At 54.7% G+C, this 15,306-nt stretch carries 6 protein-coding genes; 4 read left to right on the top strand and 2 right to left on the bottom strand.

Annotated features, from left to right (window positions below; translation table 11 throughout):
- Positions 1-139 precede the first annotated feature (139 nt).
- Both KFE13_RS02275 and KFE13_RS02270 read right to left on the bottom strand, forming a co-directional pair.
- On the bottom strand, positions 140-538 hold the full coding sequence (locus KFE13_RS02275) for a hypothetical protein (RefSeq protein ID WP_260705509.1): 399 nt from the start codon (positions 536-538) through the stop codon (positions 140-142).
- A 20-nt stretch (positions 539-558) separates the two neighbouring features.
- Positions 559-1,473 carry a LysR family transcriptional regulator gene (locus KFE13_RS02270; RefSeq protein ID WP_260705508.1) on the bottom strand — a complete coding sequence of 305 codons (915 nt, stop codon included), beginning with the start codon at positions 1,471-1,473 and terminating at the stop codon, positions 559-561.
- Positions 1,474-1,608: 135 nt separating this feature from the next.
- Here KFE13_RS02270 and KFE13_RS02265 point away from each other — a divergent pair, with 135 nt between their 5' ends.
- The 4 genes from KFE13_RS02265 to KFE13_RS02250 all read left to right on the top strand — a co-directional run bounded on the left by KFE13_RS02265 (position 1,609) and on the right by KFE13_RS02250 (position 15,091).
- The gene (locus KFE13_RS02265; protein ID WP_260705507.1) at positions 1,609-4,803 is read left to right on the top strand and encodes an efflux RND transporter permease subunit; all 3,195 of its coding nucleotides are present in this window, start codon (positions 1,609-1,611) and stop codon (positions 4,801-4,803) included.
- Positions 4,800-6,056, top strand: a complete 1,257-nt coding sequence (locus tag KFE13_RS02260) for an efflux RND transporter periplasmic adaptor subunit (RefSeq protein ID WP_260705506.1) — start codon at positions 4,800-4,802, stop codon at positions 6,054-6,056. Before KFE13_RS02265 ends, KFE13_RS02260 begins: the two co-directional genes overlap by 4 nt.
- Entirely contained in the window at positions 6,053-7,531 is a 1,479-nt protein-coding gene (locus KFE13_RS02255; protein ID WP_260705505.1) for an efflux transporter outer membrane subunit, read from the top strand. Before KFE13_RS02260 ends, KFE13_RS02255 begins: the two co-directional genes overlap by 4 nt.
- A gap of 1,173 nt (positions 7,532-8,704) precedes the next feature.
- On the top strand, positions 8,705-15,091 hold the full coding sequence (locus tag KFE13_RS02250) for a hypothetical protein (protein ID WP_260705504.1): 6,387 nt from the start codon (positions 8,705-8,707) through the stop codon (positions 15,089-15,091).
- Positions 15,092-15,306 lie beyond the last annotated feature (215 nt).

The raw sequence follows: 15,306 nt of genomic DNA, 5'->3' as shown, positions 1-15,306 counted from the left end.
CTCATGCATGATGTTGTGCCGTTCGCAAATCGCGTAACGACGTGCATCGTGATCCCGGCTGCGTTACGAAAAACGCAAGATCGACCAGCGTAAAAAAAACAACTTCGTGCGGCTAGCTGGCCGGGTGTGTAATTGCTGCTTAGAGGAGAGCGAGTGCGGGAGGTCCACGTTCGCGATGCGAGCGATCATGAGCAGCCAGCAACCCGATAGAAGATTCGTGTGCAACGATCTCCGGTTCTGAATATCTGGCAAGCCGCAGCGATGAAGTAAGGACCGCTGCGCCACTCTGCAATGGAGATACAGTGACACTCGGATAGGACGGGCAGCGTTGAGGCAGTACCCGTACATGCGGCGTCGCGGAGGTGTCTGGCGCGCCGGACGTGGCAGCGCAATGGTGCGATCCGTTGCGTCGGCAGCATGCAGGAAGCGATGCGTCCGGACCATCCGCTGCCATCAGCAGCGGAGATACAAGGGGCAAGCCCGGTATCAACAGCAGCAGGATGGCAAGAATGCGGCGCATGGCGCGATTGTAACTCATGCAGCTCTTGTGCTGCGGATCTACGCTGTATCGCGCTCAACGGATGCATCGATGCGATGCAGTTTTGCCAGCTCGCGAAAGCTGCGATTGAGGTCTGTGTCGTGCTGTGGCGACCAGGTCATCACAAAGTCGATAAATGCGTTCTTTGCTGTCAACGGACTGAAGGTTAGATCCCGCGTACGGAACTGTTGTTGATTCATCGGCAGAAGGGCAACGCCTTCTCCGGCTTGCACCATCAAGACAACACTTGACCAAACGGTCGAGATGCTTGCGATGCGGGGAGAGAAACCCGCCTCCGAGCAGAGTTCGATCACCTTGTCGAAAAGGGCAGGCGAGGTATCGCGGGAAGAGAGTACGAAGGGCTCGTTGGCGAGATCGCGTAGATCGACCGTTCCTGCCGCAGCCGCAGGGTGATTCTTAGGAAGAACTGCAACGATGGGATCCTGCTGCATCGGCTCATAGAGGAGATCGGACTGGAACTCGGGTTCAACGCGCCGGGTAAAGCCGACGTCGATCTGCCCTTTCAGAAGAGCCTGCCATTGTTGCCCTGATGTCATCTCGATCAGTGATAGCTGCACATCGGGATGCTTCTTTCTAAATTGCCGGATCAGTCGAGGGAAGCTCACGCCTGTGGCCCCGGCAAAAAAGCCGATCCGCAGCACGCCTATCTTTCCTCGATGCGCTTGCTGCGCAATCTCAATTGCATATTGTGCTGCCGCGAGAATGCGGCGAGCTTCTTCCAGAAACAGCTCTCCCGGCTTGGTGAGAGTCGCTTTGCGGGTGGTCCGCGTGAAGAGGGGAACGCCGATTTCCTGTTCAAGATTAGCTAACTGTTCACTAATCGCCGACTGCGCAATATGTAAACGACGCGCCGCAGCGCTGAAGCTGCCATGTTCTACCACTGCTACCAGATAGCGGAGATGACGTAATTCCATGCCCAAAGAATATATCGGTTTTTCCGATGGAATATTTCGGAAAGAACTGCGCGACATTTGTCCAAAGATCGAATCGAATAGAATATATGGGAGATATAACCCGCATTTGTCACAGGATCGAGGCGATTTGAGCGAATGTGGATCGTAAAAATAGCCATCAACCGGCCGTATACGTTTATCGTTCTTGCGTTGCTGATTCTGCTTGCGGCGCCTGTGGCAATTCTGCGCACGCCGACGGACATCTTCCCCAATATCAATATTCCCGTCATCTCTATTGGATGGACATATACAGGCCTGAACCCCGAAGAGCTTGAGGGCAGGCTGACAACTCCATATGAGAAAGCCCTGACGACGCTTGTCGACAATATTCAGCACATCGAATCGACGACATACAACGGTGTCGTCAATGTAAAAGTCTTCTTGCAGCCTGGAGCTTCGCTGGATACAGCGAATGCCCAGGTGACTGCGGCATCACAGTACCTGCTGCGAAGCTTGCCTCCGGGAATTCTTCCGCCGCAGATCATTAATTTTTCTGCATCCAGTGTGCCCATTTTGCAGCTTGGCGTGTCAGGTAAGGGCATGTCCGAGGCACAGCTGAACGATTACGCATCCAACTTCATTCGTCCGCAGATGGTAACTGTGCCTGGTACGGTTGTGCCTTTGCCGTATGGCGGCAAACAGCGTCAGATCACCATCAATATGGATCAGGCGGCAATGCAGTCAAAAGGTATTGCGCCTGGTGATCTGCTGAGTGCGGTCGCGCAGCAGAATGTTGTAATGCCTTCTGGAACGATCAAGATCGGCCAGTCAGAATACGACGTCCGGACGAACGGTACTCCGCGGACAGTTGAAGAACTGTCCGCTATCCCGCTGAAGCAGGTGAATGGGACAACAATCTATCTGCGCGATGTTGCCAGTGTCAGCGATGGGTTTCAGGTGCAGACCAACATCGTTCGTCAGGATGGGCGTCGTGGCGTACTGATTTCTGTTTTGAAGAACGGCAATGCGTCGACGCTGGACGTAGTAAGTGGCATTCGCGCAATTATTCCGCGTATTGCTCTAACGTTGCCTCCTGAGTTGAAGCTGACACCACTCTCCGATCAAAGCGTCTTTGTTCGAGCAGCAGTAGAAGGCGTTATTCGAGAGGCAATTATTGCGGCAGCGCTCACTGCCATCATGATCCTGGTTTTTCTCGGTAGCTGGCGCTCGACGATCATCATCGCAGTTTCGATCCCGTTGTCGATTCTTTCCTCGATCATCATATTGAGTCTGCTCGGCGAGACCATCAACACGATGACGTTGGGTGGACTTGCGCTTGCAGTCGGTATCCTCGTGGATGATGCGACTGTGACAATAGAAAATATTGAGCGTTTTCTGGAAGAAGGGTATCCGTTACGAGAAGCCATTCTTGATGGTGCTGCGCAGATCTCAGTCCCAGCTCTGGTTTCAACACTTTGCATCTGTATCGTCTTTTTACCGATGTTTTTCCTCGGTGGAGTCGCTCGTTATCTTTTTGTGCCGCTGGCGGAAGCCGTTGTTTTTGCCATGCTAGCCAGCTATGTTCTCAGCCGAACGCTCGTTCCTACGCTTGCGATGTACCTGCTAAAAGAGCATTCGCACAGTGGAGAGAAGAAGACGGGATTCTTTGCCGGGTTTCAAAAGTGCTTCGAGCGCGTATTCGAACGTGTGCGCGGGGCTTATCACAACTTACTGTCGAAGCTTGTGAGCAAAAGGCGGTTCTTCGTTCCCTCATTTCTGCTCGGATGCCTGTCGGTGTTTATCCTGGCCCCGTTCCTAGGAGAGGATTTTTTCCCCGATACGGATAGTGGTCAGTTTGTTCTTCACGTGCGTGGACCGATGGGGCTGCGCATCGAAGAGACGGCGCGACTGTTTGATCTGGTTGAGGATGAGATTCGGAAAGAGATTCCGGCCAGTGAGGTCGACAACATCCTCGACAACATTGGTATGCCGTATAGCTCGATGAATACGCAACACCTTACCAATGGCACAATTGGCGCAGCAGATGGAGATATTTTTGTAACGCTGAAGGAAGATCATCATCCTACAGCGAAGTATGTGCAGGCGTTGCGCAGCGAATTACCTAGAAAGTTCCCGAATGCTATTTTCTACACGCTTCCGGCGGACATTACGACACAGATTTTGAACTTCGGGCTGCCTGCCCCCATCGATATCCAGATTGAGGGGAACGAGGTAGAGGCAAGCAAGGTGCAGGCGGATAAGATGCTTGCACAATTGCGTCAGGTCCCGGGCCTTACTGATCTTAGAATTCAGCAGCCTTTCGACTATCCAACATTGCAGCTTGCGGTCGATCGTACGAAGGCAGCGCAGGGCGGATATAGCGAACGTGATGTTGCCACCAGCGTTCTCAATACACTGAGCGGAAGCTTTCAGGTGACGCCGATGTTCTTCCTCAACTGGAAGAACCATGTGAACTACAACATGGTTGCTCAGACGCCGCAGTACAAGATGGATTCGATCCAGGATCTTGGCAATATTCCGATTAATCGAACGACGGCGAATACAGCTCCCAGTAGTACGGGAACGCCTGAAATTTTGAGCGATCTGGCCTCGGTGCAGCGTGGTCACGAGATGGCTGTAATGAATCATTACAACATCCGTCGCGTCGTAGATATCTATGGCAATGTCCAGGGGCGCGATCTGGGTGCCATCAGTCGCCAGATTGTGAAGATTCTCGATAAAGACAGGAAAGACCTTCCTCGCGGCACGTTTGTCACCTTGAAAGGTCAGGTAGAGACGATGAGAACTTCGTATATTGGCCTGCTCGGTGGACTGGTCTTCTCAATCGTGCTCGTCTACATGTTGATCGTTGTCAACTTCCAGAGCTGGGTCGATCCATTCATCATTATTACGGCTCTTCCGGCTGCTCTTGCCGGAATTGTCCTCTTCCTGTTTCTGACTGGTACAACATTGTCGGTGCCTGCGCTTATGGGGGCAATCATGTGTATGGGTGTCGCAACGGCGAACAGCATCCTGGTGATTTCGTTTGCGAAGACCCAGTTTGAAGAGCATGGGGATGCCATTCGTGCTGCGATTGAAGCGGGTACGACGCGTTTCCGGCCAGTAATTATGACGGCCCTTGCGATGATCATCGGCATGGTGCCGATGGCATTAGGGCTTGGTGACGGCGGTGAGCAGAATGCTCCTCTCGGACGAGCAGTGATCGGAGGGCTTCTATGTGCTACGGTCGCAACGTTGATCTTCGTGCCGACTGTCTTCGCCTTGATCCATGGAAGGAAAGAGAAGACACCTGCAGCGACAAACATACATCCTGTTGAGGAGCATGCATGATAGCCAACAGCGAAGAGAACCATTCAGACAGCGCAACAGCGGAGGAGAAGACTCTGAAAACCGACGTTGTGCCAGCGCATGTCGACCCTATGAAAGAGCATCCGGTCGAAAGTCCCGGTAGCGGCCGGGTGCTGATGATGCTGTTTGCGATCGTTCTGATTGCAGCCATCATCTACGGTATCCGGTCACGCTCGTCTCACGAGAAGAGATTGGCGCGAGCTACGGATGAAGCTTCCATTCTGAGTGTTCACGTGGTGCATCCGACGCTGGGGTCTGCATCGCAGGAGCTCGTGCTTCCCGGAAATGTTCAGGCATTTACTGAAGCCCCAATCTATTCCCGTACGAATGGTTACCTGAAAAAGTGGTACTTCGATATCGGGGCGCGTGTTCGTAAAGGACAACTGCTGGCGGAGATTGAGACTCCGGAGATTGATCAACAGCTTCAGCAGTCGCGAGCGGAACTTGAGCGTATACAGGCGAACATGGAGCTTGCAGGGGTAACGAGCAATCGCTGGCAGAGTCTTCTGGCAAAACATGCCGTCTCGCAACAGGAAGCTGATCAGGCGCGCAGCAACTATATTGCGGCGCAGGCTGCGGTGGATGCCAGCAAAGCGAACGTACGACGTCTGGAGCAACTGCAAAGCTACGAGCGAATTATCGCTCCTTTTGACGGAATCATTACGGCACGCAATACCGATATCGGCGATTTGATTCAGGAAGGTTCTGGTACGAGCAATCCGCGCGAGCTTTTTCATCTTGCTGCAATCCAAAAGCTCAGAGTCTATGTCGCTGTCCCAGAGGTTTATGCGAATTCGATTCACGATGGCGATAGCGCCACGATCACGCAGGACTCCAATCCGACGCTGAAGATTCCGGGCAGGATTGTGCGCAATGCAAATGCGATCGATCACGCGACGAGAACACTGAATGTTGAAGTGGATGTCGACAACTCGCAGGGTATTCTGCGTCCTGGCGCTTATGTCTTCGTTCACTTTGGCCTTTCGACAACTGGCCATACAGTTACGATCCCATCGAATACGCTGCTCTTCCGATCGGAGGGGCTGCGGGTCGGCGTCGTACGCGATGATCGAGTCCAACTGGTTCCGATAACAATTGGGCAGGACTACGGTAATTCTGTGCAGGTTATCTCTGGCCTGACTCCGGAGGATCAGATCATTCTTGATCCGTCTGACTCGCTGGCGAGCGGGATGGAGGTCCGCGCAGAAGGCGCAACGCCGAAGGGGAAGTCATGAGGCAGCAAACAGCGCAGAGATGCGGGCTCCTGCTTGCGGCTGGATTGATTACGACCCTTGCGGGTTGCCGCGTTGGACCGCAGTATGTTCGGCCAACGGTTCCTCTTGCACCGGAGTTCAAAGAGCCTCTTCCTGAGAACTTCAGGGATGCGAGCGGCTGGAAAGCTGCTCAGCCGAGCGATGCTCAGATCAAAGGCGAGTGGTGGACGTTGTTTAATGACTCGCAGCTGAATGAGCTTGAAACGCAGATTGAGCCGGCGAACCAGACCCTGAAGGAGGCAGAGGCGAACTTTCGCGCTTCGCGGGCGGCTATCCATTTCTATAGTGCTTCCAAGGCTCCGACCATCGGCACAGCGCCTTCGATCGGGGGCCTGCGTGAATCGATCAATCAGCCTTATTTCAACCGCGCCAACGCTGTTGATGGTGTGGGCAACTTTACACTGCCGTTCGATCTGAACTACGAGATCGACCTGTGGGGACGGATTCGCAGGAGTGTGACAGCGGCGACAGAGCATGCTCAGGCCTCCGCTGCAGATCTGGAGACGACACGGCTTTCGCTGCATGCGGAGCTTGCGATTGATTACTTCAATCTGCGTTCGGCCGATGCGCAACGTAAGCTGCTGGACGATACCGTGCTGGCGTACAAAAGCGCGTTGCAGCTGACGGAGGATCGTTACAATGGCGGCGCGGCGCCGCTCTCGGATGTGACACAGGCTCGTACTCTGTTGCAGGCGGCGCAGGTACAAAGCACCGATGTAGATATACAACGTGCGGATTATGAACACGCCATTGCGGTTTTGATCGGCAAGCCTCCAGCAGCCCTTTCTATTCCGAGCAGTCCGGTGACGGTCAATCAACCGGTTCTACCTGCTATCCCAGGCATGCTTCCGTCGCAGCTGCTGGAGCGGAGGCCGGATATTGCTGCCCAGGAGCGGAAAATGGCCGCGGCGAATGAGCAGATTGGCATTGCTGAAACAGCGTTTTATCCGACACTGTCGCTTGCGGCGGCGGCGGGTTTTGCTGGAACTTCGGCTGTGAACTGGTTCACGTGGCCGAGCCGGTTCTTTGCGGTTGGCCCGACGCTTTCGCAGACCCTGTTCGATCATGGCCGCCGCAGAGCAACCTCGAACATCGCGCTGGCACAGTACGATGCAACGGTTGCGGATTACCGGCAGACGACGCTCACGGCATTTCAGCAGGTTGAGGATAATCTGAATGCGCTGCATCGTCTCGAAGTTGAGGCGGATCAGCAGCGGGCAGCTACTGCGTCCGCGCAGCAGTCGCTGGATCTCTTCAATACGCGATACGAAGGCGGTGTCGATACGTATCTGCAGGTGATTACGTGGCAGACGAACCTGTTGCAGAATGAGCGAAACGATATCGACATCACGCGCCGCAGGCTCGAGGCGAGTGTGCTTCTGATCAAGGCGATTGGCGGAGGATGGAGCAGCGTTCAGTTGCCACAGCATCCTTAGCTCCCCCCTGGGGTCATGAGAGCAAGCGACTTGTTTTCAACGTTTTACCTGCTTTTGTCGAGGTAAAATATTGAAAACAGGGAAGTTAATGGCAAAAATATAGATTCTAAAAGGGAAAGCCCCGGCAACTAAGCCGGGGCTTTTCTGATCCTGTATTTATTGTAGCAAGCTGACAAAGGCGAATCGGCAACTTTTTTGAGCTTTATTTGCTTTTAAATGAGTGGTTTGCAAATTCAGGGGGCTTGACAGGTTTTCGCTCAGCGGAGGAATGGACTTCGAGCCTGAAAGGCTGTTTGTGGGAAATGAAGGTTACTTTTGTTGTACGGATTTTTTACCGCGAGGGAGGGAGTGGTCCAAGAATTGCGTTTTTATTAGAAAAAAGTTCTGAATTATCGACGCCGGAACTTGTGGAAAATAATTGCCATAAAGATGCAACCATTTAGCGGTCATTACCTTAGTGGGTTTGGCAGAGTGATTGCAAAGCAATTATTGATTACTCAATTAACTTTTGCAGTGATCTTACGAACTCCCTGGGAACCTGATACGGCGAGGAGGATTGAAGTGTATCTAAAAACCATCCGGCCGGCTCCGATTCCTGCACGTTTTCCTTTAGAAGAGAAAGATTCAGTCAAGGTTGTACGAGATCAGGCGTCCCCTATAGGTGGTATGGCCTTGATTACCTCGAGCTCTTAGATTTGTTACCAAGAGTAGTACCTGAAAGACTGTTCGATCCCTGTAGCGCTGAGCAGATGTTTAGTTGTTCCCTTGGTGAACGAAATCCGAGAGGTAGCGAGATGATTCAATCGGCCCGCCACACGGCAAGCAAGTCTGGCAGCAAAGGTTTTACTGAGACGAAACCAAGAAATGCGTTTCGTTCCATGGAGAACTACACAGACACAAGCGATATACTCCGGCAATTATCCGATGTGGTGGATGGGCTGGCGAGTCTCTCTACTCCTTTCAGGTATCAATCCAAAGACAGCAATGAAGTAAATGGGTGGACACTTCTGGACCACGCACAGATGTTGTTGTGCGCTACGGGAGCGTACCGAGGAACTACTGAACGGGCCTTGTAACCCGATAAAAACTGCAACATAAAATTTTTGATTTTTCGGCAGATATACCTGGCGTGTATCTACAAGGCGGATTTCAGTCTTAAAAAGTGAGTAAGCAGTGACACAATTTACCTCCCCCAAAAAAGTTCTTCATCTCCTCGTGTTGTCTGCAGCATGTGCCGTTCCGGCTCTGCTTGCAGGTTGCGGCAGCGGCATTCTTTCAGACGGCGGCGCGACTACGCTGGATCTGCAGGGAAGCGTACAAGGCGGTCTCCAGCCCGTTTCCGGAGCAACGATCCAGATCTACGCGGCAAGCACAGGCGGCGCAGGAACATCTGCGGTGAAGATGTCCACCTCGAAGATTTCGACGAACTCGAAGGGATCGTTTGCGCTGCCGTCGAATTTCAAGTGCAACAATGCGAATGATCAGATTTATGTGGTCGCGACGGGGGGTAATCCTGGAGGCGGCACGAACAACAGCCTGGCGCTGATGACGGACCTGGGCACGTGCAGCAATCTGAAAGCCTCGACAAAGGTCTATATCAACGAGATTACGACGATCGCATCGGTGTATGCGTTGTCGAAGTATATGCAGCCCGGAAGCTTCGATGTGGCATCGAGCAGCAGCGATGCTCCAGCGGTTGCGGCAGCGTATGCGACAGCAGGCACGATTGCGAATCTTGGCACGGGAAATGCGATTACGACGGCACAGGTTTATACGAAACTGAACTCGCTCGCCAATTCGGTAGCGACGTGCGTGAACTCGACCAGCAGCTCGGCAGCCTGCAAAGCTCTCTTTGCGGCGGCGACCGTTTCGGGAAGTGCTCCGACCAATACGATCAGCGCGATTCTGAATATCGCAAATAATCCGACGAACAACGTCAAGACGATTTATAACCTTGCGTCGCCGTTGCCGTTTCAGCCGACGCTTTCCTCTTCTCCGGCAGATTGGAAATTGTTCGGTGTAACGAATATTACTGCCAGCGCTCCAGTAGCACTGGTGATTACATGGGCCGCACCTTCCTCTATCACGTACGGTACGGCTTTGTCGGGCGCACAGCTAAATGCTTCGACGACGGTGGCGGGTACGTTTACCTATAGCCCGGCAGCGGGAACGGTTCTGAATGCGGGAACGCAGGCTCTGTCGGTTACGTTTATTCCGAACGATACGACGCGCTACACCCCGCAGACTGCGACGGTGAATCTGACGGTCAACAAAGCAGCCCCGGCGCTTACATGGACGACTCCTTCGGCGATTACGGCTGGTACAGCTTTGTCTGCGGCACAGTTAAATGCGACAGCAAATATTCCCGGCACATTTGCCTATAGCCCAGCGGCAGGAGCGGTGCTCCAGGCGGGTACGAGCACACTGAGCGCGTCCTTCACACCTGCTGATGGGACGAACTATACAACGGCATCCAAGACGGTGAGCCTGCGGGTGCAGACAGGGGAGAAGAAGGCCCCAGCCATTACATGGGCGACGCCGGCTCCAGTGAATTACGGCACGGCGCTCTCGTCGGCGCAATTGAATGCAACATCGTCGGTTCCGGGCACCTTTGCATATAGCCCTGCCGTCGGAACAGTTCTTCAGGCAGGAGCGAACACGCTGAGCGTGACGTTTACGCCGAACGATACGACGACGTACTCCAGCTCGACGGCGACGGTGAGCCTGCAGGTGAATAAGGCGACTCCGGTTGTGACATGGGCGACGCCGGCGGCCATTACGTACGGCACGGCCTTGTCGTCGACGCAGTTGAATGCGACGGCGAATGTGGCCGGCAGCTTTGACTACACGCCGGCAGCGGGTACAACCCTGAGCGCGGGAACACAGGCTCTGTCGGTTACGTTTACGCCGACCGACACAACGGATTATGTTGCGACGACACAGTCGGTCAATCTGACCGTCAATGGAGCTGCTTCCTCGATCACGTGGGCGACGCCGGCGGCCATTACGTACGGTACGGCTTTGTCGTCGACGCAGTTGAATGCGACGGCAACTGTGCCAGGCACGTTTGCATACAGCCCGGCGGCAGGGACGATTCCGGGAGCGGGCACTCAGGCGCTGAGCGTAACGTTTACTCCGAATGATTCGAGCATTCTGCCGCAGACGGCAACGGTGAATCTGGTGGTGAACCAGGCCACGCCATCGATTACATGGGCTGCGCCAGGCGCGATTGCATATGGCACGACGCTTACATCGGCTCAGCTGAATGCAACGGCGAATGTCCCGGGCACGTTCGTTTATACGCCTGCCTCGGGCAGCGTGCTTACGACAGGAACAACGACTTTGAGCGCGTTGTTTACGCCTACGGACGCAGTCAACTATACGAGCGCGACGAAGACGGTAAGCCTGACGGTGAACGACGGAAGTGCGTCCATCACATGGCCGAATCCGGCGGCGATTACCTATGGCACAGCGCTTACGGCGACACAACTGAATGCAACGTCTTCGGTTCCGGGCAGCTTTGTCTACAGCCCGGCAATCGGAACTGTGCTGACGGCGGGAACGCAGACGCTTACGGCGACATTTACTCCGAACGATACGACGAGCTATTCAACGCAGACGGTTTCGACTAGTCTGGTGGTGAATAAGGCGACTCCGACCATTACGTGGGCTGCACCTGCAGCTATTACGGCGGGTACGGCGTTGTCGTCGACGCAGTTGAATGCGACGGCGAATGTTCCTGGAACGTTCACGTACAGCCCGGCGGCGGGTACTACTCCTCCCGCGGGTACGAATACGTTGAGCGCGACGTTTACGCCAACTGATACGACGAACTATTCGACGCAGACGGCGACGGTGAATCTGGTTGTGAATTCACCTAGCGTGCCGCCTATTTCAACCCCGCCAACGACGCCGACGATCACGTGGGCGACACCAGCGGCGATCACGTACGGTACGGCGTTGTCATCGGCGCAGTTGAATGCGACGGCGAGTGTTCCGGGAACGTTCGCGTATAGCCCGGCATCCGGTACTGCTCTGAGTGTAGGCACACAGGCACTGAAGGTCACCTTTACGCCGAATGACACGACGTCCTATACAACGGCGACGGCGACGGTGAGCCTGGTGGTGAATAAGGCGACTCCGACCATTACGTGGGCTGCACCTGCAGCTATTACGGCCGGGACGGCGTTGTCGTCGACGCAGTTGAATGCGACGGCGAATGTTCCTGGAACGTTCACGTATAGCCCGGCGGCAGGGACTACTCCTTCTGCGGGTACGAATACGCTGAGCGCGACATTTACGCCGAACGATACAACGGACTACAACACCGCGACCGCATCGGTTTCGCTGGTGGTAAACAGCACGACGCCGACGATCACGTGGGCCACGCCGGCTGCAATCACGTATGGTACGGCATTGTCGTCGACGCAGTTGAATGCGACCGCATCGGTTGCGGGCTCCTTTAGCTACAGCCCGGCATCGGGAACGGTTCTTACGGCTGGTACACAGACACTGAAGGTAACCTTTACACCGACGAATACAGCTTATGCGCCCCAGACGGCGACAGTGAGCCTTGTCGTGAATAAGGCGACGCCGACGATTACGTGGGCGACACCTGCGGCGATTACAGCGGGTACGGCATTGTCGTCGACGCAGTTGAATGCGACGGCGAATGTTCCGGGAACGCTGGTTTACAGCCCCGCCTCCGGCACCGTGCTTACGGCTGGTACGCAAACATTGAAGGCAACGTTTACGCCGAACGATACGACGGACTACAACACGACGACCGCATCGGTTTCGCTGGTGGTAAACAGCACGACGCCGACGATCACGTGGGCCACTCCGGCTGCGATCACATATGGAACGGCGTTATCGTCGACGCAGCTGAATGCGACGGCTTCAGTTGCGGGCTCCTTCAGCTACAGCCCGGCATCGGGAACGGTTCTTACGGCTGGTACGCAGACACTGAAGGTGACCTTTACACCGACGAATACAGCTTATGCGCCCCAGACGGCGACGGTGAGCCTGGTGGTGAATAAGGCGACCCCGACGATTACGTGGGCAAATCCGCTGGCGATTATTGCAGGTACAGCGTTGTCGTCGACGCAGTTGAATGCAACAGCAAGTGTTCCGGGAACGTTTGCTTACAGCCCGGCCCTGGGAGCGGTTCTTACTGCTGCGACCAATACGCTGACCGTAACCTTTACTCCAACCGACTCGACGGACTACAACACGGCGACGGCTTCGGTCACACTGAGCATTACCGGAGGAAGCTCCTCGGGTGCTACGAACATTGCCATTGGCTCATCCCCATCGGTGACGGGCGTGAAGCGTCTGGGCATGAATATCACGAGCCAAGCGTATTACGACTCGGGCCAGATGCTTCGTAACCTGGTCTTCAGAAATCCCGGATTCGAGGCCGAGCAGTGGCAGACGATCATCCATTGCGTGGCCGTTACTGCTACCAGTTGCACCGACAGCAATCCGTGGGCGCAGTGGCCTGCTAATTTCGTCAAAGGTGCCAGCTTCGAGTTCATCTATGGCGGAGCACTCGGACAAACGGGAACGATTACATCAAGCACGGCGGCCAGCAGCAACACAGGCATCACGATCAACTTCGCTGCATTGTCCCCGGCTCCGAAGGTTGGCGACTTTGTTGTCATCAGAATGTCGATCCCTGGAAATGCGCAGGCTGGATGGTGGACAAATGTTTCGGGCGGCGCAACGCTGACGACAGAGTCTACCGATCTTTCTCCCAATACGGTCGGACAGCAGGCATTGAGAATTACGGCTGCCGGATCAGGACAATCAGCCAATGTCGCTTCTTACTTCGACACCTACAATGGCCGCTCTTTCGTGCAGATGAATGGCAAGTACACGATCGCCTTCCGTGCGAAGGGCGTAGGCGGAGCAAACCAGGTTGCGGTGACGTTCCAGCGCGTGACTGCCAATGGCACGCTCGTGTACTTCAATCAGACGATTCCGCTGACGTCGAGCTGGCAGGACTACTCATTCACAGCTACGGCGAATGAGACAGGCAATGCGATCGGCAATGCGCAGCTATCGTTCGCAATCAATGGCTCCAGCATTCTGCTGGATGACGTCAGCCTGACTCCTGCTACGGTATCTGCTTCCAACCCGACGCCTTTCCGTGATGAAGTGGTCAGTGCGCTGACAGCGCTGCATCCTGGAGTGCTTCGTTATTGGGATCCAGAGACGCCGGGTTCAACGATCGACAATCTGATTGCTCCTGCTTTTGCCCGGCTAAGGGCAGGGTCCAGCGAACAGTCAACGGAAGCTGACGACGTCGCGCTGGGATTACATGAGTTCCTGCAGCTGTGCCAGACGGTTGGTGCAGAACCTTACTTCAACATGCCGGCAGGCACATCTCCGACAGAGATGCAGAACCTGATCGAGTATCTTGGTGGAGCATCTTCGACCCCGTACGGTGCGAAGAGGACTGCTCGCGGCCAGGCTGCTCCGTGGACCTCGGTGTTCCCCGTGATCCATCTTGAGCTGGGTAACGAGCAGTGGAACGATGGCGTGTTCCACGGCGCTGCGATCAACGACCCGCTTGCTTACGGCCAGCGTATTGCAGCGGTCTTCGGTGCGGCAAAGAGTTCGTCATCTTATAACGCACAGAGCTTTGATCTCGTTATGGGAAGCTGGGCCGGGGTGCCATGGTATACCGGTCAGGAAATGTCTACCGGTGCGAACTATGATTCAGTTTCGGTGGCTCCATATCTGTTCAATAACCTGAGTGATACGTCGTCGAATGAGGCGATCTTCGGCTCGATGTTTGCGCAGCCGGAGATGGTGGACAGTGTTTCCAGCGGTTATATGTATCAGCAGGCTCAGACGGCGAAATCAGGGAGCTCAAAGGTTGTCGTGTATGAAGTCAACCTGAGCACCCTGAGCGGTACGGCCAGCCAGAGCACGGTGAACTCTGTTGTTGGATCGGTTGGTTCGGGTCTGACGACGGTTGAACACATGCTGCTGATGTTGAGGGACCTGGGGATCACGACTCAGAGTATCTGGGCCCTGGGCGGATATAACAACCAGTTCAACAATACGGCGACAGGTGGGCAGGAATCGACGCCATTGTTCGGTTCGGTGATCGATATCGGAGGTCAGACGAATTTACGCCGCCCGAACTTCCTCGCCGAGCAGTTGGCAAACAGCGTGATTCTGCCGACGCTGCTGCCGACGACGCTCTCGGGTGCGAACCCGACATGGGTGCAGGCACTCAGCGCGAATGACTCGATTCAGTTGAGCGGCGCTCATATGATTCAGAGCTTCGCATTCAGCGATGGAGCTCATAGCAGGAGTGTTATCGTATTCAACCTGAGCCGTACGTCTGCTCAGCCTGTAACGTTCTCAGGTTCCAACATTCCAACAGGAACAGTGACGATTGGTCAGCTGACATCGGCCAATATCACGGACAATAACGAGACGACGGGTACTGTCGGCATTACAAGCTCGACCGTTTCAAGCTTCCAGGCCTCGACTCCTTATTCGCTGCCTCCGTTTTCCATGACGGTCTTTAGCTGGCAGCAGTAGGATTAGAGGGATGTTGCGCGGTATTGGCGCTGGCAGAGGATTCTGCCAGCGCCATAACTGTTTGTGGGCTTCTTGTCGCCTAAGCAGGGAGTACCGAAGTGGTATTTCGCGGTTCGACAGGCGTTTTACTATAGATGAGCGTGGACTCCCGTAGAATGGGAATGTCCTTGTGTGTCTGAGCCAATCAAGATGAGATTTTACTGGCTTGCGCAAAC

Source organism: Edaphobacter flagellatus (genome assembly GCF_025264665.1).
GTDB classification, from domain to species: Bacteria; Acidobacteriota; Terriglobia; order Terriglobales; family Acidobacteriaceae; genus Edaphobacter; species Edaphobacter flagellatus.
The sequence above is the reverse complement of the archived record's forward strand: the minus strand, read 5'-3'. Positions and strand labels throughout refer to the sequence as shown.